This window comes from Halomonas sp. AOP27-A1-41 (assembly GCF_052378605.1).
In the GTDB taxonomy this organism is placed as follows: Bacteria; Pseudomonadota; Gammaproteobacteria; order Pseudomonadales; family Halomonadaceae; genus Vreelandella; species Vreelandella citrativorans.
In genome coordinates, this window is record NZ_JBQSXT010000004.1 from 148,821 (window position 1) to 170,848 (window position 22,028).

The 22,028-nt window shown below is 54.8% G+C and carries 21 protein-coding genes; 11 read left to right on the forward strand and 10 right to left on the reverse strand.

The genetic code is table 11. The features are described 5' to 3' along the window. Positions 1 to 22 precede the first annotated feature (22 nt). Positions 23 to 925, forward strand: a complete 903-nt coding sequence (locus ACT3TC_RS04855) for a LysR substrate-binding domain-containing protein (RefSeq protein ID WP_444639345.1) — start codon at positions 23 to 25, stop codon at positions 923 to 925. Positions 926 to 1,017: 92 nt separating this feature from the next. Here the strand turns inward: ACT3TC_RS04855 and ACT3TC_RS04860 are convergent, their stop codons facing one another. The 3 genes from ACT3TC_RS04860 to ACT3TC_RS04870 all read right to left on the reverse strand — a co-directional run bounded on the left by ACT3TC_RS04860 (position 1,018) and on the right by ACT3TC_RS04870 (position 3,445). Next, entirely contained in the window at positions 1,018 to 1,914 is an 897-nt protein-coding gene (locus tag ACT3TC_RS04860) for an NAD(P)/FAD-dependent oxidoreductase (protein WP_444639347.1), read from the reverse strand. Between the two features lie 144 nt (positions 1,915 to 2,058). Then, on the reverse strand, positions 2,059 to 2,508 hold the full coding sequence (locus ACT3TC_RS04865; RefSeq protein ID WP_444639348.1) for an Rrf2 family transcriptional regulator: 450 nt from the start codon (positions 2,506 to 2,508) through the stop codon (positions 2,059 to 2,061). Between the two features lie 145 nt (positions 2,509 to 2,653). Then, positions 2,654 to 3,445, reverse strand: coding sequence for a PhzF family phenazine biosynthesis protein (locus tag ACT3TC_RS04870; RefSeq protein ID WP_444639349.1), 792 nt, complete (start codon positions 3,443 to 3,445; stop codon positions 2,654 to 2,656). 156 nt (positions 3,446 to 3,601) lie between these two features. Here ACT3TC_RS04870 and ACT3TC_RS04875 point away from each other — a divergent pair, with 156 nt between their 5' ends. Beyond that, entirely contained in the window at positions 3,602 to 3,937 is a 336-nt protein-coding gene (locus ACT3TC_RS04875; RefSeq protein ID WP_444639350.1) for a hypothetical protein, read from the forward strand. A 521-nt stretch (positions 3,938 to 4,458) separates the two neighbouring features. Here ACT3TC_RS04875 and glpK read toward each other — a convergent pair. Together glpK and ACT3TC_RS04885 are read right to left on the reverse strand one after the other, a co-directional pair. Further along, on the reverse strand, positions 4,459 to 5,964 hold the full coding sequence (gene glpK / locus ACT3TC_RS04880; protein WP_087108130.1) for a glycerol kinase GlpK: 1,506 nt from the start codon (positions 5,962 to 5,964) through the stop codon (positions 4,459 to 4,461). Positions 5,965 to 6,046: 82 nt separating this feature from the next. Continuing rightward, positions 6,047 to 6,769: an MIP/aquaporin family protein gene (locus ACT3TC_RS04885; RefSeq protein ID WP_192526620.1), complete on the reverse strand. Its 723-nt coding sequence runs from the start codon at positions 6,767 to 6,769 to the stop codon at positions 6,047 to 6,049. 454 nt (positions 6,770 to 7,223) lie between these two features. Here ACT3TC_RS04885 and ACT3TC_RS04890 point away from each other — a divergent pair, with 454 nt between their 5' ends. Beyond that, positions 7,224 to 7,652, forward strand: coding sequence for a DUF2231 domain-containing protein (locus ACT3TC_RS04890; protein WP_192526619.1), 429 nt, complete (start codon positions 7,224 to 7,226; stop codon positions 7,650 to 7,652). After that, positions 7,649 to 9,055 (forward strand): PQQ-dependent sugar dehydrogenase, encoded by a 1,407-nt coding sequence (locus ACT3TC_RS04895; RefSeq protein WP_444639352.1) that lies wholly within the window; start codon positions 7,649 to 7,651, stop codon positions 9,053 to 9,055. Before ACT3TC_RS04890 ends, ACT3TC_RS04895 begins: the two co-directional genes overlap by 4 nt. A gap of 68 nt (positions 9,056 to 9,123) precedes the next feature. Here the strand turns inward: ACT3TC_RS04895 and ACT3TC_RS04900 are convergent, their stop codons facing one another. Further along, positions 9,124 to 10,146, reverse strand: coding sequence for an SO_0444 family Cu/Zn efflux transporter (locus ACT3TC_RS04900; protein WP_444639353.1), 1,023 nt, complete (start codon positions 10,144 to 10,146; stop codon positions 9,124 to 9,126). A gap of 71 nt (positions 10,147 to 10,217) precedes the next feature. On the opposite strand from ACT3TC_RS04900, the gene ACT3TC_RS04905 reads away from it, so the two are divergent. The 7 genes from ACT3TC_RS04905 to ACT3TC_RS04935 all read left to right on the forward strand — a co-directional run bounded on the left by ACT3TC_RS04905 (position 10,218) and on the right by ACT3TC_RS04935 (position 17,709). After that, positions 10,218 to 10,649, forward strand: a complete 432-nt coding sequence (locus tag ACT3TC_RS04905) for a MerR family transcriptional regulator (RefSeq protein ID WP_444639354.1) — start codon at positions 10,218 to 10,220, stop codon at positions 10,647 to 10,649. A gap of 98 nt (positions 10,650 to 10,747) precedes the next feature. Further along, positions 10,748 to 11,254 (forward strand): hypothetical protein, encoded by a 507-nt coding sequence (locus tag ACT3TC_RS04910; RefSeq protein ID WP_444639355.1) that lies wholly within the window; start codon positions 10,748 to 10,750, stop codon positions 11,252 to 11,254. Between the two features lie 193 nt (positions 11,255 to 11,447). Then, positions 11,448 to 13,670, forward strand: a complete 2,223-nt coding sequence (gene fhuE / locus ACT3TC_RS04915) for a ferric-rhodotorulic acid/ferric-coprogen receptor FhuE (protein WP_444639356.1) — start codon at positions 11,448 to 11,450, stop codon at positions 13,668 to 13,670. A gap of 98 nt (positions 13,671 to 13,768) precedes the next feature. Next, positions 13,769 to 14,761: an iron-siderophore ABC transporter substrate-binding protein gene (locus tag ACT3TC_RS04920; RefSeq protein WP_444639358.1), complete on the forward strand. Its 993-nt coding sequence runs from the start codon at positions 13,769 to 13,771 to the stop codon at positions 14,759 to 14,761. Then, entirely contained in the window at positions 14,721 to 15,797 is a 1,077-nt protein-coding gene (locus ACT3TC_RS04925) for a FecCD family ABC transporter permease (protein ID WP_192526612.1), read from the forward strand. The genes ACT3TC_RS04920 and ACT3TC_RS04925 overlap by 41 nt, the downstream gene beginning before the upstream one ends. Next, positions 15,794 to 16,867 carry a FecCD family ABC transporter permease gene (locus tag ACT3TC_RS04930; protein ID WP_225733686.1) on the forward strand — a complete coding sequence of 358 codons (1,074 nt, stop codon included), beginning with the start codon at positions 15,794 to 15,796 and terminating at the stop codon, positions 16,865 to 16,867. The genes ACT3TC_RS04925 and ACT3TC_RS04930 overlap by 4 nt, the downstream gene beginning before the upstream one ends. Further along, positions 16,864 to 17,709: an ABC transporter ATP-binding protein gene (locus ACT3TC_RS04935; RefSeq protein WP_444639359.1), complete on the forward strand. Its 846-nt coding sequence runs from the start codon at positions 16,864 to 16,866 to the stop codon at positions 17,707 to 17,709. Before ACT3TC_RS04930 ends, ACT3TC_RS04935 begins: the two co-directional genes overlap by 4 nt. A 46-nt stretch (positions 17,710 to 17,755) precedes the next feature. Here ACT3TC_RS04935 and ACT3TC_RS04940 read toward each other — a convergent pair whose 3' ends face one another. Genes ACT3TC_RS04940 through ACT3TC_RS04955 form a run of 4 tightly spaced genes read right to left on the reverse strand, consistent with a single transcriptional unit; the run spans position 17,756 to position 21,754 of the window. Further along, positions 17,756 to 18,931, reverse strand: a complete 1,176-nt coding sequence (locus ACT3TC_RS04940) for a mandelate racemase/muconate lactonizing enzyme family protein (protein WP_192526610.1) — start codon at positions 18,929 to 18,931, stop codon at positions 17,756 to 17,758. Positions 18,932 to 18,948: 17 nt separating this feature from the next. Continuing rightward, a complete protein-coding gene (locus tag ACT3TC_RS04945; RefSeq protein ID WP_192526609.1) occupies positions 18,949 to 20,220 on the reverse strand; it encodes a TRAP transporter large permease in 1,272 nt (423 codons plus the stop codon). Continuing rightward, on the reverse strand, positions 20,217 to 20,789 hold the full coding sequence (locus ACT3TC_RS04950; RefSeq protein ID WP_444639360.1) for a TRAP transporter small permease: 573 nt from the start codon (positions 20,787 to 20,789) through the stop codon (positions 20,217 to 20,219). The genes ACT3TC_RS04945 and ACT3TC_RS04950 overlap by 4 nt, the downstream gene beginning before the upstream one ends. Next, a complete protein-coding gene (locus ACT3TC_RS04955; RefSeq protein WP_444639361.1) occupies positions 20,789 to 21,754 on the reverse strand; it encodes a sialic acid TRAP transporter substrate-binding protein SiaP in 966 nt (321 codons plus the stop codon). Before ACT3TC_RS04955 ends, ACT3TC_RS04950 begins: the two co-directional genes overlap by 1 nt. Positions 21,755 to 22,028 lie beyond the last annotated feature (274 nt).

Below are 22,028 nucleotides of genomic sequence, written 5' to 3' on the forward strand. Positions count from 1 at the left end.
TGAACAGGTAAGAACAACGCTCATGAAAACCACGCTTGAAGAGCAGCAAGCATTTATTACCGTGGTGGACAGCGGTTCGATCACCGGCGCCGCCGAACGGCTGGGCATTACGGTATCGGGCGTCAGCCGAGCGCTTAACCGCCTGGAGCGCAAGCTTGGCGCCACCCTGCTACGACGAACCACCCGCCGCCTGGAGCTAACTGAAGAGGGAGGAACGTTTTTACAGCACTGCCGCCGTATTCTAACGGCGGTAGAAGCCGCGGAAGAGTCCGTTCAGCATCACCACGGCCAACCTCAAGGGCGGCTACGGGTGAACGCCGCGCCCAGCTTTATGCAGTTTGTCATTGTGCCGGTACTTGGTGAGTTTCGTGCCCGCTACCCAGGCATAACGCTACAGTTGGATACCCACGACCGCTTTATTGACCTGCTGGAACAGCGTGTGGACCTCGCCATCCGTATTGGCAAGCTGGACGACTCTTCTCTGCATGCACGGTGCCTGGGCCATAGCCCGCTTCGCCTCTTGGCAAGCCCTGCTTACCTTGAGCGCGCGGGCACTCCTCAAAGTATTGAAGACCTTGAGCACCATAGTTTGCTCGGTTTCAGCCAGCTTGAACACCTTAACCACTGGCCGCTGCGCCGTGCCGATGGTGAGTGCTTACATATTACGCCCGCCCTCTCCGCCTCCAGCGGCAGCACGCTGATTGAGCTAGCGCTTAAAGGGGAAGGGATCGTCTGCCTTGCCGACTTCATGACCATCAAGCCCCGCAAGGCAGGTGCATTGGTCGATGTACTGCCCAGTCATACCGAACTTCAAATGCAGGCCATCAATGCCGTCTACTACCGCCAAGCCACACTATCCCAACGCGCCCGGCTGTTTATGGACTTTCTGGCCGAACGCCTGCCGGGGGAGTATCTGCAAGAGTAAGGTTTGCCTAATCCACTATAGCACCAGACATAACGCATCCATCTTGATCCTGTCGCCCCACGCCGTGGGTGCATCACAGGCGCGTATAAGAGTTAAAGGCCAAACATCAACGTGCGATGTGTAGAAAGCCCCGCCATGGCCCCATCCGCTACGGCAAAGGTGACCGAACCGGCAGCGCGCGCCATATCACCGCAGGCAAATACGCCGGGGATGGAAGTGGCCTGCATCGCATCGGTTTTGACAACAAGCCCCATGGGTGACTCTTCGAGTTCGCAGCCCAACTGCACCGCAAGCGGGCTGAGATGGAGGCGCGGCGCAACAAATAAGCCTGCCAAAGCAAATACGCGGCTATCCTGCATTATCAGCTCTACACCACCCTTATCCGTCTCGGCAAGACGGGCGACAGCCCCACACTCAATACGCGTGCCGCGAGCTTCCAGCTGAGTCAGCTGTTCGTTACTAGGTTCAAAGGCGTCGTTTAGAAAAAGCGTGGTTGCTCCCCAATCGGGCAGCATCATGCCATGGTGCATGGCAAGCTCGGAGGTTGCCAGCACTCCTATTCCCTCTATGCCCAGCTCATAGCCATGGCAGTAAGGGCAGTGGAAGACATGCTTGCCCCACTGCTCTGCTAGGCCTGGAAGACTAGGCAGCTCATCAGTAACGCCAGCGGCCAGAATAATGCGTCGGGCTTTATAGGTGCGGCCACCAACCAGCACAACCTGGAAGTTATTCGCCTCCCCTGTTACCGCCTCCACTAGCCCTGTTTGCCACTCAACCGTTGGATACTCCATCAACTGCGCTCGGGCTTCTGCCGCTATTTCTGCAGGTGGCGTGCCGTCCTGGGTTAAAAACCCATGAGAGTGTGGAGCGAAGCGGTTGCGTGGCCTCCCCGCGTCAATCACCAACACTCTGCGCCTGGCGCGGGCGAGCTGCAAACCCGCTGCCAAGCCCGCGTAACTACCGCCAATAATGATCGAATCAAACTGCATCTTGCTGCCCTCGTATGTATTGATCGCTTTACCAAGTCATCACGTATCTTTTATTGATACAATAAAGCTCATACGCAGGTCAACCACGATAGTCAGCAAACAGTGATGCAATTTGGAGATTAGCGCCAGCAAAGCCCGCCGGTATCAAGGCTCGGGTAAACGATAGCCTTTGCGCGTGGCGATATCATCGAACGGCTCGGCAAGTGCTGCCAGCGTGACGGCGCCCAGTCGGGCAATCAGCAGCGCTTCAGCTTCACGCATGGCGTCAAAAAGCGCTGCATTGACTACCTGCTCTACTGCGCAATCGGGGTTGGTATGGTCTGTGCCAATAGCGAAAATGCGCGGCCCCCCCACGGCGTTATGTATGTCCAGTAGGGTTACGTTGTGCAAATCACAGGCAATGCGCCAGCCACCGTTATGGCCCTTTTCGGATTTCACGTAACCCGCCTTGCGCAAACCCGCCATAGTGCGGCGTACCACGGCCCCATTAGTGCCCAGCATGGCACCAATCTGTTCAGAGGTAATGGGCTGGGATTCGCGGGCAATGTGCAAAAGCACGTGCAACATACGAGAAAGGCGGCTATCAGTTCTCACGGGAAACCATCATCCATGCAGAAACAAGTGAAATACAGCATGGCTGCACTTTAGCATATGCATCGCCAAGGGCCGCTACAGGTGCCACTTTCAGAGACAGTATTAGTGCTTTTTCTCCAGTGCAGGTTACAGCAAAAATTCGCACTCACTCATTAGATAGAGTAACGACACCCTCAAGATAAGGTGCAACCCGGCCTCTCAGCAGCACTCGGTCGCCTTTTATATCGCACGCTAACTGGCCTTTACGTTGTCCGCCTTGCTGCGCAGTCATACTGGCTTTACCGAGTCTAGCTGACCAGTAAGGCGCAAGTGACGTATGGGCCGAGCCAGTGACCGGATCTTCTTCCACACCAACCTTTGGGCCAAACCAACGAGAGATAAAATCAAACTCGCGACCAGCTGCCGTGACGACTACGCCCCGCCCAGGTAACTGCTTTAAACGGGTCATATCGGGTTGAAGTTGATCAATCAAACTTTCGTCATCAATCACCACGACGATATCGTCTGAGATCATTACTGCCTCGGCACGATCCAAACCCAACGCATCAAGTACTTCCCTGTTTTCATTCAGCGGCTCAAGCGTTTTGGCTGGGAAGTCCATCGCCAACGCTTCGCCATCACGGCTGACCCACAATTCCCCGCTGCGCGTATCGAATCGAATCACCTCCGCCGTTTCACCAAGCACGTGGAAAATAACCCAGGCTGCCGCCAATGTGGCGTGGCCACACAGGTCGACCTCAACCGATGGAGTGAACCAGCGAAGGTGATAGCCGTTTTCACTGCGCACGAAAAAAGCCGTTTCCGACAAGTTGTTCTCTGCCGCAATGGCTTGGAGCAAAGTGTCACTTAACCACTCTTTCAGCGGACAAACAGCAGCAGGATTACCTGCAAAGGGTTTAGAGGCAAACGCATCTACTTGATAAAGGTCGATCTTCATCGTAATTACTCGGTACTTATCGGAAGGCCAGCTATAAAATATGAAACGTTACCGTTATATATGACGTATGCCAAGCACTGAAACAAGGGGGCTTGACCTCAATCTAACTTGAGGTTTTACGCTGACAACTCCTTTGATCGGTATTGGAGTAACGCCATGAATCTCTTTCGAGTTATTACGCACCATAATTGGCAAAAGGCACAAACGCTTGGATATGTTCCACGGTGTGGCAACGACTATTTACTTGACTGCGTCCATCTGAACTTGAAGGAGGGTGTTGAATATAGTGCCAATGCGTACTTCACGCTTGAGGAAGCGCCGGTAGTACTCGAAATTAATACGGCGACATTCAAAGATAAGCTTGAGTGGTTACCTCCTACGCAAGAAAAGCCTTGGCCACAGCCGAGAGCGAATATTGCCAATATTCCACTTTCGGCTGTGGTGAGTACTTGTGCGCTTCAATGCGTAGAGGGAAAATTTTATTGGCAATAAAACAGTCAACGGATAGCGTACTTTCGTTAATGCCCTGACCATCAGCTACGAGCTATGCTTATTTTGCAGCGCATCGCTAAACGCGGCAGCTTGGATCCCCGTCGGCATGGCAATAATACCGATGCCCCTGCCACAGCGGCCACGCCCGCACTAAGCAACAGCTCGTGGGAACAGGGTTTTAGCGCGTCGGCTAAAGAAGCCTCAGGCGCCAGCTGTTGATAAAGCGTGGCTTTATTCATGCCTTCGCCTCAACGGTCGCGGGGTGAAGCAAGCCAATCGAGAGCGTGCCATAGTGGCATGAATATTCAGACGGTTATTCTCCTAGTCGCCTCAAGCGTAGTACGTCTAATAGCTTGACCACTTTTAATTAACTAAGCCCAAGTAAACCCGAAGGAATGAGAGATTGTAAAGAAAAAGGCATGTTTCTTGGCAGGTCATTATCAATGCGCTAGGGATGCCTTTAAAGCAAAGCCCCGGCCAGGGCCGGGGCGTGACAAACACCTGCGCTTACAGCGTTACGCTTAGGACTCTACGTGGAATGCCATGGTAGCGTTGACGGCCTTTTTCCAGCCGGCATAAAGTTCGTCGCGCTTTTCATCTTTCATCTGCGGCTCAAAGCGACGCTCCAGCGCCCACTGTGCAACGATTTCATCCCGCGACTTCCAGAAGCCAACGGCGAGGCCAGCAAGATACGCCGCGCCAAGCGCAGTGGTTTCATTCACCTCACAACGCAGTACGTCGACCCCCAGTATGTCGGCTTGGAACTGAGCGAGAAAATCATTGGAGATCGCCCCACCGTCGGTGCGAAGCTCGGTTAACGCAATGTCGGCATCCGCCTGCATGGCTTTAAGAACATCGGCACTTTGGTAGGCAAGTGATTCGACCGCCGCGCGCACAAAGTGCTCTTTTTGAGTGCCCCGAGAGAGCCCAAACATGGCGCCGCGTACGTTAGAGTTCCAGTAAGGTGCCCCCAGCCCGGTAAAGGCAGGCACCATATAAACGCCGTCATTATCCTTAGCGCGCGTGGCGTACGCTTCGGAATCAGACGCTTTGCCCAGCATTCTCAGGCCATCACGCAACCACTGAATCACCGAGCCCGCCACAAATACGCTACCTTCAAGGGCGTATTCCAGCGTGCCATCCACTTCCCACGCAACAGTAGTAAGCAGGCCATTTTTAGACGGCGTGGCTTGGGTGCCCGTGTTCATTAACGTAAAGCAGCCCGTGCCATAGGTGTTTTTCGCCATACCCGGCTCGAAACAGGCTTGGCCGAACAGCGCGGCGTTCTGGTCGCCAGCGATACCGGCAATCGGCACTTCCTGGCCCATCAGGAATTTAGGCAGCACGTTGCCGTAAACTTCACTGCTGGACTTAACTTCGGGCAGCATTGACTCAGGTACGCCAAACAGTGCCAGCAGCTCCGGGTCCCACTTCCGGTCACGAATATTAAACAGCATCGTGCGCGATGCGTTGCTGACATCGGTCGCATGCACAGCACCGCCAGTCAGGTTCCACACCAGCCAGGAGTCGATGGTGCCGAACAGCAAATCGCCCTTTTCCGCTTTTTCCTTAACGCCCGCTACGTTGTCGAAAATCCACTTCAATTTGGTGGCGGAGAAGTAAGCATCAATGACCAGCCCGGTTTTATCGCGAATCATATCGGCATGGCCCGCTTCGCGCAGCTCATCACAGATCTCGGCGGAATGACGCGACTGCCAGACGATGGCGTTATGTACGGCCTGCCCGGTATTTTTATCCCATACCACGGTGGTTTCACGCTGGTTGGTAATACCGATAGAGGCAACTTCGGAGACATCAACGCCGCTGTTGTTAATCACCTCGGTCAAGGTGGTCAGCACGCTGGTCATGATTTCGCGAGGGCAGTGCTCGACCCAACCCGGGCGCGTAAAAATCTGCTCAAACTCATGCTGGGCTACGCTGACAACCCGGCCTTCATGGTCAAACAGCATCGCCCGCGTGCTGGTGGTGCCTTGGTCAATAGCGAGAACGTAGTTTTTCTGGCTCATGAAATGCCTCTCAAGCGTTAACGTTAAATGATTGTTTTAAAAGGGATCAAATCAGCAGGCTGACTTAATAAGCCCAGCTGACTTAATAAACATAAGCGGCAAGCCCGGCAAGGACACTGCCGATAAGGGGTCCTAAAATAGGGACCCAAGCGTAAGACCAGTTGTTCGTCCCCTTGTGCTTAATGGGAAGTAATGCGTGGGCAATGCGCGGCCCCAAGTCCCGAGCGGGGTTGATCGCATAGCCTGTAGGCCCACCCAGCGAAGCACCAATGGATACTACCAGCAATGCCACCGCCAACGGGCCAAGCCCAGAAGGTGTATGACCAAACATGATAATGACGAACACCAGCACAAAGGTACCGATGATCTCAGTGACCAGATTCCACCCGTAGGAAGGAATCGCCGGGCCTGTAGAGAACGTCGCCAGTATGCTTGACGCGTCTTCGGTCGCGTCGTAATGCTTTTTATAGGCCAGATAGCAAACGGTTGCACCCAACCAGGCACCGATGAGCTCAGCCGCAAAGTAGGCCGCAGTGGTCACAGCGTTAATAGGGATGCCGGGGGCGTATTCCGTCGCCGGGCCGACGAGCAATCCAAGCGTAACGGCGGGATTGATATGTGCCCCAGTCTCATAGGCGACATAAACCGCGCAAAAGACCGCCAGCCCCCAACCAAAGAAGATAACGATGCCATCGCTGCCATTACCGTTGGTTTTGTTCAGCAGCACGTTAGCGACTACGCCACACCCCAAGAGCGTCAATATGGCCGTACCCACTATTTCGTATAGAAAAATTGTTTCAAGCATCGTACCCAGCTATTCCATGTGAATGGTTCGCTCTGTTTAGAGCGATCGAATGTTCTTTTTAGAAAATATCGCTTTCCTTTTTTCATCCTATAGGGGGTATTGAAAAAAACAATATAAAAAAACAATTCTCTTCCTAATATCCAACTATTCTTTTGATTAATATAATTTTTTTAAGTAAGTAGACATTAGTTTAACACCCCTTTCCTTATGATAATTAATCATTCCCTGTTCACAAAAAACATCCTCACGTCAACTAACGAACATATTTTTTTCGATAGTTACCGCAGCGCTCATTTTCTGCGCTTATTGTATTAACCGAAAAACATGGCAATTTTTGGGGTAGCAAAACGTGACCTATACTCACGTTGTCAGCTATCCAGCTGGCTATCGTAAGCCCGTATAGAGAGCGGGTTTGACCACGTTTTTTGGGGTCACTTATCAAGGAGGGCGTATCATGAGGAGGTCTACAACGACGACCTATCCAGGCGGTATCTATCCGCTTCATGCCGTATTACTGGTGAGCATTTTTCCACTTTTTCTTGGCGCCGCGTTAAGCGATTACGCCTACTCGAAAAGCTTTCATATTCAATGGGGCACATTTTCTTCCTGGTTAATTGCTGGCGGGCTTGTTTTCGCAGGCTTGGCGTTTCTATGCGCAATTATCGGTCTCTTTCGTGCCGAACATCGTCGCGGGCTTGTTCTGGCTTACCCAGCACTCTTGCTGGTCATCTGGATACTTGGCTTTATCAATGCCCTGGTGCATGCCCGCGATGCCTGGGCCATGATGCCCACTGGCTTTATTCTTTCGATCATCGTTACCGTATTGAGCGTCGCAGCGATTTGGATCGGTTTTTCTCGGCCCACTGTCGGAGCAACGTCATGAAACATTTCGCCCTTCGTTACACAACGCCGCTGGCATTTATGCTGGCTGCCAGCGGCGCGAATGCCTTTGATGTAGAACAGCCCTTTGGCCCCAACCCAACACTCCCCGAGCCACAGCGCGGGCTGCTGCCAGACATGACCGTCCCCGAGCCCGCCGAATGGGGCGACAGGCTACCGACGGTACCTGGGGGCTACACCATCGCCAGGATTGCTTCTGATCTTAAGGTGCCCCGGCAAACCATCATGCTGCCTAATGGCGATATTCTGGTGGCGGAAGGTAGCGGCGGTAATGCACCTGCATTAAAGCCCAAGGATGTGATCGCTGGGTACATCAAGGACCAGGGCAACACCGCTGTAGAGGGCGGCGACCGCTTAACCCTGCTACGCGATGACAATGGCGACGGCAACTACGAACAGATGATTTTCGCACAAGACCTTAACGCGCCTTATGGGCTGGCCTTGGTAGACAACAACCTCTATGTGGCCAACCAGGATGCGCTGGTGCGCTTTGATTATGACGAGGGCCAGACAGAGGCCAGCGGGCCGCCCGAGGTCATTGCGCAACTGCCCTCAGCGATCAACCACCACTGGACCAAGGCGATGACCGCCAGTGCCGACGGGCAATTTGTTTATGTCGGTATCGGCTCGAACAGCAATATTACCGAGCGGGGCATGGAGGCGGAGGTTAATCGCGCCGAAGTGTGGGAGATCAATGTCGACACGGGCGCGCACCGCCCTTATGCCACCGGCCTGCGCAACCCCACGGCGCTCGCCATCCACCCAGAAACCGATCAGCTTTGGGCAGTGGTGAACGAGCGTGATGAATTAGGCCCGGACCTGGTGCCTGATTATCTCACCTCGGTTCAGGAGGGCAGCTTTTATGGCTGGCCTTACAGCTACTGGGGGCAGCATGTTGACCCTCGCGTACGCCCGGAAGATCCTGAAAAAGTGGCGTCCGCTATTGCACCGGACTACAGCCTTGGCTCTCACGTGGCGCCGCTTGGCCTGGCTTTTTCTACTCCCGCCATGGGCGAAGAGTACGCCGAGGGCGTTTTTGTGGGTAAGCACGGCAGCTGGAACCGCGCGGACCCGGTTGGCTACAAGGTAAGCTTCATCCCCTTCAGCAACGGCCAGCTTGCTGACAGCGACCCGATTGATTTTGCCAGCGGGTTTCTTACCGATGATGGCAGAGCACTTGGCCGCCCGGTCGGTGTCACTATTGCCCCGGATGGCGCGCTTATTATTGCCGATGACCTGACCAATGCGATTTGGCGTGTTACGCCGGATAATCCGCCCGCCCCACCAGAGCAGGAGCCTGAAGCAAACGCTTCTGAGCCAGAGGAGCCCGAGCCAACATCCACCGAGCCACCCGAGCAGCCATCAACGCCCCAAGAGGCTGACTAACCACCAAGCAACGGGTAGGTACTCCCTACCCGTTGCTGCTTCATCACGCTGTCTCAAACGGTGAATGTTTAAAACCCCAGCAAGCGCTTACGCACGGGGCGAACAGCCACCAGAGCCAGCACTGCCAGCGCCAACCACTCCAGCCAAACAGGCAGTAGCTCCTGAACCTCGCTTGCCTGATCGACCACGTTCCAGCCCGTCATTCCCAGCACGCTATCTACTGTCCAACCTACGAGCACAGTAACGACAAGCACGCTGGAAAGATAAACCGCCAGCGCAGCATTGCCTAGTTCGCGACGCAATATCGCTAACGTCGCCAGGCTGGTGATCGGCCCCGCCAGCAGGAAGACCAACGCCATACCCGGTGAAATCCCCGCTAACAGCAGCCCAGCGGCAACCGGCGTGGCCGCTGCCGCACAAATGTAGAGTGGGATGCCCACCACGGCCATCAGCGCAAGCGCCAGCAGCCCACCTGAGTAATGGGCCAGCGTATCAGGCGGCACCAGCGTTACCAGTACGCCCGCCAGTAACAGCCCGGCAAACACCCATGCGCTGATATCATCCAACAGATCACTAAACGCATAACGCAGCCCGGCCTTCAAACCGCTGGGTTCGTCAGCTTTCGGGGTGGGCGTATGGCAGCCGGAGGAAGCGCAGCAGCCGCCAGGCGTGGCAGAGGTGGGAGTTGCAGGCTCACGCGTTAACCCGACCAGCAGCCCGGTGACAATGGCCGTTACTAAGGCACCGATGACGCGCACGACGGCCATCAGCGGGCCAAGCAGTACGCTGGTCAGTAGAATGGAATCAACGCCCACCCCCGGCGTGCTGATTAAAAAAGACGTCGTGGGCCCACGCCCCGCACCACCACGATGCAAAGCAATAGCGGTAGGAATCGCGCCACACGAACACAGTGGCAAGGGCATACCTATGACCGCCGCCCGAACAATACTGCCCAAGCCACGCCCTCCCATCCAGCGCTGCAGCACGTGTTCCGGCAGCCATGCTTTAATTAGCCCAGCAATTACCAACCCCAACAGCAGCCACGGGGCCGCCGTTAACGCAATTTGCAATAGCTCTATAACCAGCGTCATGTCATCACCTGCTTGTCCACAGTGGGAATAGGGGCTAGCCTAAACCCTGTAATCGTTACAGGGTCAAGCCGATGAAAAACACGTATCGCATTGGTGAAGTGGCTACCCGTACAGGCTGCTCACCGGAAAGCATTCGTCATTATGAAAAGCTTGGGTTACTGCCACCCGCCAAACGCAGCGAGCAAGGCTACCGGCATTACGATCAAGCAGCGCTTGCGCGTATCGGCTTTATTCGTCACGGCCGCAGCCTCGGTCTCGACCTACCTAGCATTCAAGAATTATTGGCACTTTCAGACCACCCGGACACCGACTGCGGCGCGGCTGACGACATCGCCACTCGGCACCTTCAGCATCTGGAAGCGCGCATTGCCAAGTTGCAAGCGCTCGCTACTGAGCTACGCCAGGTAGTACAGCAGTGCCGAGGAGGCAAAGCCGCCGACTGCCAGATCATCCAAACGCTATACGACCACACGCTTGTCTGCAGCGAACACGGCTGTGGATAAATAGAGGCGACGATGCGTAGAAGCGTGGCGAGGCGCCCCTCTTCCTCAAGTAGCTATCGACTACAATGGTGTTAGCGCATCGTAAAAAGGACTTTTAAATGATCGAATCACGCGAAGAGCTAGAAGCCATCAGAAAAACATGCCACTCAATGGTGACCAGAAGCTCCAGCCTTTCTGCTGGCACAGCGATCATCCCCATTCCCGGCGTGGATATCGGGTCAGACGTTGCCATATTGCTAAGACTCATTCCCAAAATTAACGATAAATTCGGCCTAACACCCGAGCAAATCGAAGACCTGGATACCGAATCAAAAGTGATGGTAATGACCGCTATTTCCAATGTCGGCAGCAAGATGGCCGGGAAGTACATCACCAAAAAACTGGTGGTATCGCTGCTTCAAAAGATGGGCGTCAAAGTAGCAGCCACCGGTGTGGCTAAATATGTACCCTTTGTCGGCAGCGCCGTGGCGGGTGGCATCAGTTTTACGGCGATGAAGTATATGGGCAATAGCCATATTGAGGATTGCTATAAAATTGCGCTGGCTGCGCTGGAGAATAACCAAACAGACTTAGAGCCAGCACCGGGTCCAGTAGAACCCGAGTAAAGCATAGTAGTGGGAGGTACTGGCTTGTTTCGCTTTGCATCATTGTATCTTCGGCAGGGCCTGTCAGGCTAGCAGCACGAACAATAAGAGTTCTCATGAGCATTTACATATAAGAACCGTTCTTATATGATCCCTCGTTATTGACTGACAATACTAACGAGCAAGCGCCTGTAGGCGCGATACAAGGGATTATATGAAAACGTCTTTGCTCCATGCCTTAAACACGGCACTTCCCTCCACCTCTATGCCCAGCCAGCTATTCACTAAAAGCTCGCCATCCTTTCGAGAAGCCACCTTTACCGCCATTTTGTCTACGTCGCTGCTGGCTTCAACGGGTGTTGTGGCGCAAACCACTGACGCCGCTAGCCCAGAAGCGCTGGAAACAGTGACGGTCACGGGCGAAAACCTTTATGACAACGTTGGCTATACGCGCCGCACCACCAGCGCGGGTACCGGTTTAACACTAAGCCAAAAAGAGCTGCCACAAGCCATCAGCATCGTCACTGAACAACGAATGCAGGACCAAAACTTGGATACCGTCGAGGCGGTATTAAGTAACATCACGGGTATTTCAACGCGTAATGTCGATAGTGATCGTGTCGGCTTTTCCTCCCGTGGTTTTCGTATTAACAGCTTTCAGTACGACGGTATCCCTACGCTAAACACGGATAACCGTTGGTATTTTGGCGAAGGTCGGCTCAATACGGCTATTTACGACCGCGTTGAAGTAATACGTGGCGCCAACGGGCTAGTCAGTGGCTCGGGCAACCCAGGCGCTTCTGTTAACTTTGTGCGCAAGCATGCTGAGAGCCGGGAATTTACTGGCTCCGTTTCTGGTACGCTGGGCAGTTGGGACAAGCGCGGTACCACCGTCGACATAACGACACCGCTCACCGCTTCCGGCGATGTGCGGGCGCGTTTTATCGGCGGTTATGAGGAAGGGGGTGCTCATCTTGACCGTCAGGATAAGCGAAGCACGTTCGGCTACGGCGTTATTGATGCAGACGTAACCGACGCCACCACGCTTTCGTTGGGCTTTGATTACCAGGACAGCCACACCTCTTCACCTACGTGGGGCGGTTTACCGCTGTGGTTCAGCGACGGCACGCCAACCAATTACTCACGCTCGTTCAGCGTGGCGCCGGATTGGTCCTACCACGACTTCAAATCTGAAAAAGTCTTCGCGGAAATCAACCATCGGTTTGCTAATGACTGGCAGGCTCGTGTAGTGGGCACCCACGAAAAAACCGATATGGATGGCAAGCTGGCGTATCCCTACGTGGAAGGAATGCTGCCAAACCAGATGGATGGCAGTGGTGTCGGCTTCTATACCGGATGGAACAAGGGGCATCGGAAAGTTAACTCTGTAGATGCCCAAGTCAGCGGGCCATTCGAGCTACTGGGACGCGAACACGAACTGGTCGTAGGCGGTAGCTACAGCGACCAGAAGAACAACTACGAAAACAGCTTCATTGATGGTCTCTTCACGGTTGATGACTTCAACAACTGGGGCGGCTCGGCACCTAACGAGGGCTGGTCCGAATTCACCCCTTCTGAAGCATCAAGCACTCGTCAGAAAGCCGTCTATACTGCTTCACGCTTCTCACTTGCTGATCCGTTAACGCTGATTCTCGGCGCACGCTATACCGAATGGGATGGAATGACGCTATTCCGCAGCCTGGATAGCCAGAGCAAGCACGAAGTAACACCTTACGGTGGACTCGTATACGACCTCAACGATACCTACTCAGCCTTTGCCAGCTACACCGAGATTTTCGAGCCGCAAAACTACCGCGATGCTAGTGGCGCTTACCTGGACCCGGTGGTAGGCAAAAACTATGAGACCGGCCTCAAGGCGGCCTGGCTTAATGGCTTGGTTAACGGCTCTTTCTCAGTCTTCCGTATAGAGCAAGACAACGTTGCCATGGCAGACCCGGGGCTTCCTGGGCAAACCGAGACGTACTACTCCGCCGCTAGCGGCGTGGTGAGTGAAGGCTTTGAAGTGGAACTAAGTGGTGCGGTCACTGATGATCTTGATATGACGATCGGCTACTCCCACTTCACCGCGAAAGCCAAAGAAGGCACATTCAATACCAATCAGCCACGCTCGCTGTTCAATCTTTTTGCAAGCTATAACGTGCCACAAAAGCGTGAGCTAACGATTGGCGGCGGCGTTAACTGGCAGAGCAGCCTGTTGGCTAGCGACCTCACCACCCCCGCCGGTATACCTACCGAGTATGAGCAAGGCAGCTATATGCTTGCCAATCTTTTTGGCCGCTATCAGTTCAATCAAGACCTATCACTTCAGGTCAACATCAAGAACCTGTTCGACGAAAAGTACTACAGCAATGTCGGTGGCTACGGCGTCTATGGCGAACCAGCCAGCATCTCCTCGACGCTGCGCTATTCGTTCTAATGCATAGGCGTTAGCGATGATGGCGTCGCCTTGATACCACCGCCTCCATTCGGCACTGCTCGAATGGAGGCGATTGCATAATTGAACCGGAGAGCATAATGACTTGGCTACGTAGCAGTAAAGCACTAGGCCTTGCGGCCGTTGCAACGTTTACTTTAGGGTCAACCCTCGCGGGTGCCCAAGAGTACCCGCTAGAAATCGAACACGCCCTTGGCACTACCATCCTTCAGGAAAAACCGGAACGGATCGCCACCGTGGCGTGGGCGAACCACGAGGTGCCGCTGGCGTTAGGTGTGGTACCGGTCGGCTTTGCTGCCGCCAACTTTGGCGATACCAACGGCAACGGTTTGCTGCCTTGGGTGGAGGCCAGGCTTGAAGAACTTGAAGTAGCGCCCCCCGCCCTGTTCGATGAAGGTGATGGCATTGATTTTGAGGCCGTTGCGGCCAGTCAACCTGATGTAATCCTTGCGGCCTACTCAGGGCTTAGCCAAGCGGACTACACCACCTTGAGCCAAATTGCCCCGGTAGTCGGTTACTCCGAAGGCCCGTGGGCGACAGACTGGCGCGATATGATTCGTCTCAATAGCGCTGGCATGGGCATGGCCGACGAAGGCCAGGCACTGATTGAACGCCTTGAACGCCAAATTGCTGACACTGCCCAGGCGCATGCCGAACTAGAGGGCAAAACAGCCATGTTCGTGACGCACCTCGACCCCACCAACCTGGGGCGCATCTCTTTCTACACCGATAACGATGCACGCGTGCGATTCTTCCATGACCTGGGGCTGGTCTCGCCAGAGATCGTTCAAGCCAACTCGGCACCGGGCACGTTTTCAGGCGAAATCAGCGCTGAGCTAATCGACCAACTGGCAGACGTGGATATTCTCGTCACCTACGGCGGACAAGCGCTGATTGAACAGCTCGAAGCCCATCCGTTGACCTCTCGGCTGCCCGTCGTTGAAAACGGCGCCATTGTGCTGCTCGACAATAGTCCGCTGGGTACTGCGGCCAACCCGACACCCATGTCGATTTCATGGTTATTAGACGATTATGCTGACCTGCTCTCAGAAGCCGCACGCCACGCAGAGTAGCGTCGTTACTGCGCCAACCGCTAGCGTTACCCGGCAGCGTAAAAAGCGAGGCACACGCCTTGCTGGAGGCCTAATGCTGCTGGCGCTGCTTGCGTTGGCGCTAACGCTTTCTGTAGCGTTTGGCGCTCGCACGGTGGGTTGGCCAGAGATAGTGGCAGCGCTAAGCGGGCAGGTAGAAACCATTGGCGATGCCGCCGTGGCGAGTCGCTTGCCGCGTACTCTACTGGCAGTGCTTGCGGGCGCGGCACTCGCCGTATCGGGAGGCGTTATGCAAGGGCTTACCCGTAACCCGCTTGCCGACCCCGGCCTATTAGGCGTTAACGCCGGTGCAGCACTGGCCATTGTAATAGGGATCGCGTGGTTTGGGATTGATGAAACCACGACCTACATCTGGACGGCTATTCTGGGTGCCGGGCTTGCCGCCGTGGCGGTTTACACTATTGCCAGCCTGGCACGCGGGGGCGCCACACCGCTCAGGTTGGCATTGGCCGGGGCCGCTACGACGGCGGCGTTAAGCTCGCTGGCGACGGCCGTTATACTGCCACGCGGCGATATTGCGGGGCTGGCGCAGTCGTGGCTGGTGGGCGGTATTGGCGGCGCGACGTACGACCAGATCATGCCCGTACTGCCTTTTCTGCTCGCAGGTTTTGTGATCACGTTACTCGCCGCGCGCAAGCTCAACCTGCTGGCACTGGGCGACGATGCCGCTGCGGGCCTGGGCGAAAAAGTCGCCGTCGCCAGAGCCATGTCGGCGGTGGGCGCGGTACTGCTATGCGGCCCGATTACGGCTATCTGTGGCCCCATTGGCTTTGTCGGGCTGGTGGTGCCGCATGCCTGCCGCCTGCTTGTCGGCGGTGACTACCGCTGGCTATTGCCGTTTTCCGCCTTGGGTGGTGCCGTACTGTTAACGTTTTCAGATGTGGTAGGGCGGCTGGTAGCGCATCCTGCGGAGCTTGATGCAAGCATCGTTACCGCCTTTATCGGTGCACCCGTGTTTATCTGGATCGTACGCAACCGCAAAGTAGGCGCGCTATGAACCCACCCTCTTATAACGCCACCCATTCATCCCTCTCTCAACACCAGGGGCATCATCCGTATGGGCAGATGCGTCGGGCACACGCCAAGCGCCGGGGGCGGATACTTGCGGTATTGGCCGCCTGTCTACTGGCAGGCGTAGTGTTGACCTTGATGCTGGGGCAATCCTTTACGCCACTCACCACGGTGCTGCGCATTCTGGGTGGCGCCGAGGTGCCCGGGGCCAGTTTTACCGTGCGAGAATTACGCTTACCAAGGGCCGTGGTTGCGGTGCTGGCAGGCGCCTGTTTTGGACTGGGCGGTGTCGCTTTTCAAACCCTACTGCGTAATCCGCTGGCAAGCCCCGACATTATCGGCATTAGTACCGGCGCGAGCACCGGCGCAGTGTTTGCCATTGTGGTGCTATCGCTCAGTGGCACGGCAGTTTCAATCATTGCGATTGCGGCGGGGCTAGGCGTGGCGCTGTTAATCTACGGGCTCTCCTGGCAGCAAGGCGTAACCGGCGCTCGATTAATTCTCATCGGCATTGGCCTGGCCGCGATGCTACAAAGCGTTACGGCGTACCTTTTAATGCGCGCGCCCAGTTGGTCGCTACAGGAAGCATTACGCTGGATGGCAGGTAGCCTTAACGGTGTCCAGCTTGAGCAGGCACTACCGCTGTTTATCGCCCTGCTACTGTTTGGCGGGCTGTTGTTAAGCCGCCACCGAGACCTGGAAACCCTGCGCATGGGCGACGATATCGCGGTGGGATTAGGCGTTCGTCTAGCCCTCACGCGAATTACTGTGGTGATTACCGCCGTGGCACTTGTCGCCTTTGCCACTGCGGTAACCGGCCCGATTGCGTTTGTGGCGTTTCTTTCCGGTCCCATTGCGGCACGTTTAGTGGGGCGCAACGGCTCGCTATTGATTCCTTCTGCGCTGGTAGGCGCTCTGCTGGTGCTTTTGGCAGACTACGCGGGCCAGTTTCTGCTACCTGCCCGCTATCCGGTCGGCATTGTGACCGGCGTATTAGGCGCCCCCTATCTCGTTTACCTGATTACTCGCGACAATAAAAGCAGAGGCACCCTATGAGCGCTTCGTCGCTACTCGCCCAACACCTGACCGCAGGCTACGGCGAACGGACCATTCTTAATGACGTTAGCCTAACCGTTCAAGCGGGGCAAACAACCGCTATTGTGGGCGCTAACGCCTGTGGAAAATCTACGCTGTTACGCGTGCTTTCACGGCTCCTGACACCGGAGCAAGGCAACGTGTTGCTGGATGGAAATGCCATTCATAAGCTGCCCGCCCGCCGCTTGGCACAACAGCTGGGGGTTCTGCCTCAGTCGCCTATCGCGCCAGAAGGCATTACCGTGCTTGAACTGGTGAGCCGCGGCCGCCACCCGCATCAAGGGCTCTTTCAACGCTGGAGCGCTGCCGATGAAGCCGCTGTGGCCGATGCCTTAAGCGCGACTCACATGGTCAACCTGGCCGACAGCGCCGTAGAAGAACTCTCCGGTGGGCAGCGCCAGCGGGCGTGGATCGCCATGGCGCTTGCTCAGCAAACCGACGTACTGCTACTGGATGAACCCACGACCTTTCTGGATATCAACCACCAGATCGAAGTGCTCGACCTGCTCACCGACTTAAACCAAACACGCGGCACCACCATTGTGATGGTGCTTCACGAACTGAACCTGGCCGCCCGTTACGCCGACAAGCTAGTCGCCATGGCGAGCGGCAATGTCTACGCCGTTGGCTCATCGGAAGACGTCTTTACCGAACAGATGGTACGCGATGTCTTTGGCCTGGAAAGCCGGGTCATCGACGACCCGGTAACGGGCAAGCCAATGATGATACCGCTGGGGCGGCATGGGGGTGTAGAGAAAACCATGCCGCTTTTAGCCGATAAGAAGTGCTATCCAATGCAGTGATTGCCCTGCACAGATAAGCGGAACGTTGTTCGTTCCTACTTGGCATCTAGCAATCGATTTTGAGTGCTTCTAATCTCTCTTTATCGATGTCTATACCCAAGCCTGGCCGTTCAGGCAACGCCAAGCGGCCTTGAGAAAGCGCTAGTGGCTCGGTCAAAAGCGCTTCTCGCAGTGGATTGTTTGCCGACACGTCGAATTCAACCCAAGTGGGTGTGTGCGCGCGATCAGGATGCGGCTGCGGCGGAATTGCGGCAGCGAAATGTGCCGCTGCCATAATGCCAACAGCACTCCCCCAGACGTGAGGCGAGACTCTTAGCCCGTTGAGGTGGGCCATATCAGCGATACGTAGTGCCTCTACATAGCCCCCGCAAAGGTTGAGATCCGGCATTAGAACATCAACACCTCCTGTCGCGGCTAGCTCACGAAACTCCACTGCGTTAACCGACGCCTCACCCGCGGCAATACGGCCTTCACGGCGAGCCGCAAGGCGACGAAAGCCGGGAAGATCCTCTGGCGCTACCGGCTCCTCAATCCAATAAGGTCGCAGCGGTGCCAAAGCAGCCATTGACTCTAGTGCTATATCCGCCGTGTAGGCACCGTTGATATCCGCCATGATGGCGACATCATCACCAAGAATTTGGCGGGCACTCTGCATTCGCTCAATATCACTTTTGATGCCATGACCAATTTTAATCTTGTAGCCCTCAAACTGCCCAGCAACGCGCTCAAGTTGTGCTTCCAATGGCAATGCCGCCGGTTCATGAAAATAGCCACCCGATGCGTAAACTTGCACCGATGTTTGCGCTTCTCCACCCAATAATCGATAGATGGGTAGCCCCAGTAGTTTGCCCAATGCATCGTGTAGGGCGATATCCAACCCACTAACGGCAGCCGCAAGCTGGCTTTGGGCGCGTACGTGATAAAGCACGTTCGTCATTCGTCGCCAGATCACTCGATGATCGAAAGCGCTTTTGCCCACATATGCCTCGCGGAGTATATCCAGGTAGGCAAGTGTCGTCTTCGGCGGGCCATAGCATTCGCCAATACCCATAATGCCTGCCGAAAGACGCACGAAAACGAGAGTTGCCATTCGCGCATGGCCGATTTCCCTTGCACTTCCATAGCCCCCGTCCGCCGGAAGATAGCTACCTATAGGCACCATATCAATCGCCTCGACAACAGCATCCTGGGCAACCGAAGGGGTATTTTGCAGATGGTTCATGCGACTTAATCTCCAAACTAAATCAGGCTAGGCAGCCATAGCGTCAAAGCAGGAATAAACGTGATCAACAGCAGTGACACCAGAAGTGCCGCAATAAAAGGAAGTGTTGCCTTTACCGCACGGGGGAACGATATATCGGCGACTCGTGCCAGAATAAAAAGCACTAGCCCGACCGGGGGCGTAAGCAGACCAATCATCAGGTTAAGCACCATGATGATGCCGAACTGAACGGGATCAACGCCCGCCTGGATAGCCAGTGGCAACAGTACGGGCGTTAGAATAGTGATGGCCGCAACCGTCTCCATAAAGCAGCCAACCACTAATAAAATCAAATTGATCAGCAGCAGAATAACGATAGGATTATCGGCGACTGTCATCACCGCTTCTGCGAACGCAGCGGGAACCCCTTCGCGCGTCAGAATCCAGGCAAAGATAGAAGAGGCGGCAACGATAAGTAGCACAACAGAGGTCATTTCCACCGTTTCGCGGAAAACTGTGATGATCTGGCGCCAACCTGCGCTGCGATAAACCAGCGTTGCCAATACCAACACATAGGCCACGGCTGCAATAGCGCTCTCGGTTGGAGTAAAAATCCCCAAAACGATACCGCCTACAATAATGACGGGGATAAGTAGCGAAAGCGCTGCATGTATAAACGTAGACAGCAGGCGGCGTAGCGAGAAGCGCTCGCCAATTGGGTAGCCACGCCGATGAGAAATCACCGCGACCATTGCCATCAGCATTGCCGCAATCAACAGGCCTGGCACAATGCCTGCAATGAACAGCTGGCCAATGGAGGCAGATGCTACAACTCCATAAACCACAAGCGGAAGCGACGGCGGAATAATTGGCCCGACAGTCGAAGAGGCCCCGGTAATTCCCACGGCGAAATCAACATCGTAGCCTTTATCGCGCATTGCCTTGATTTCAACGGCACCCAAGCCGCCAGCATCAGCGATTGCCGCACCCGACATGCCCGCAAATATCACTGAAGCACCTACGTTAACGTGCCCCAGGCCACCACGCGTCCACCCCACCATCGCATCGGCGAAGCGGAAGATTCGCTCGGTTACCCCGCAGACATTCATCAAGTTGCCTGCCAGAATAAAGAAAGGTACAGCAAGCAGTGGAAAGCTATCCACGCCACCCACCATGCGCTGAATCAGAATGATATCGGGGATCCGGCCAGAGGCCAGTAGATAAACCAGCGATGACCCCGCCAACGCCACCGCGACTGGCGCACCAATCAACAGCAGGCACGCCAACGCTACGAAAAGCAGAATGATCATTTCTCCTCCTTGCCTCGCCAGAAGGCAACGCCCTGGCGGGCTAAACGAAATGCCATCGCCGCGCAGGCTACGGCAACCACGGTATAAAGCCAGCCCTTCGAGATTGGCAACGTACTCATACTGGAATGCCAGACCTTTTGGCCGACCTGCCATGCAAGCCATGCCACGTAACCAAAGAATGCTGCGCTAAGCAGATTGTTGAATCCTCGCAGCCAACGTTTCGCCTTATCTGGCAAGATGAGTTCAAGGATTTCTACGTAAATATGACCACGCCGCGAAGCAGCGCCCGCCGCACCGATAAACACCAGCATCACCAATAGCATGCGAGCACCCTCCTCGGTCCAGCCGATGGAGTGGTTAAAAACATAGCGCGACAAAAATTGCGCAAACACCACGCCACCCAGAAGGATTAGAACTCCCAGTGCCACATGATCCTCAAACACCCACTTTGGCGTCGGGCTATTCTCACAGACACCAGGCTGTTCAAGACTCCCGGCCGCGCTCTCGCGGCCAGGTTGTGCTGACATCGCCGCTACTTCATCACGGTGATCGCCTTTGTCCCCCATCATTACTCAATCGCCTCCAAACGCTGGTATTGGTCAACGGTCCAGCCGGCGTTTTCATCGGTCAGCTTCGGCTTGACCATTTCAGCGAAGGCCTCGCGATCTACCTCATGCACTTGCGTGCCCTGCTCCTGGAACCAGGACACCAAATCCTGCTCTTGTTGGTGGATATCCAGGCTTCCTTGCTCGGCGGCTTCGCTGAATATTTCCAGGAACAATGCTTGATCTTCGGCGGAGAGCTGCGACCAGGCACTGCCGTTCATAATGATCGGCTGGCTATCAAAGATATGCCCGGTCAACGAGATATCAGACTGTACCTCATCAAACTTCATCGCCTGGATAATGGGCAGAGGGTTCTCTTGGCCATCGACCACACCTTGCTGAAGCGCTAGATAGACTTCCGAAAAAGCGATTGGAGTAGGGTTAGCGCCTACCGCCCTTGGGAACATCAGTAATAACGGAGCATCTGGTACACGAATTTTCATACCCTGCATATCATCAGGTGCGAGTATCGGCTTATTGGCGGTGACGTGGCGCTGCCCAAAATAGATCAAACCAAGCGGCACATGCCCCGTAGAGTTTTCATATCCCTCGGCAAGCTCTTGGAAAAGATCGCTTTTTGAATAAGTCATCCAGTGATCAAAATCCCGGAAAACGAAAGGAGCACTGCCCAAAGCAATAGGCGGATAAGCATTTCCAGCAAACGCATTCCCGGTATAAATGATATCTACCGTTCCCAAGTCGAGACCTTCGTTAAGCTCAACCTCGTTGCCTAATTGAGAGGAGGGAAAAACCTCAACATGATGCCGCCCATCGCTTCGCTTTTCGATTTCATTAGCGGCCCATAGTGCCCATTTATGATGACTATGGCTTGCCTCATAGATATGACCAAACACAAAGTCATTAGCTTGAGCCAAAGGTGCTAAAGACAGAGCAAAAAGAAGACCTGTTAGTTGATGGCGTGCGCGCATTATTATCTCCTTATTGGTTTTAAAATCGCCTTGAACAGTACACTCTGGACAAACAAATTTATCAATTTGTTTATTAAAGACTTAAAACAAAATAAATAACCATTTGTTTTACAAGCAAAACAATCGCAACAGGGCAGTATTAAACGTGACAACAAAGACTAAAGTTGAAAAGACGAAAGAACTACATGAGGACATGCGAAGCTGGATTCTTCGTGGTCAATATCTTCGAGGCTCAAGGCTACCCACAGAGGCTGAACTAGCGAATCGCTACGAG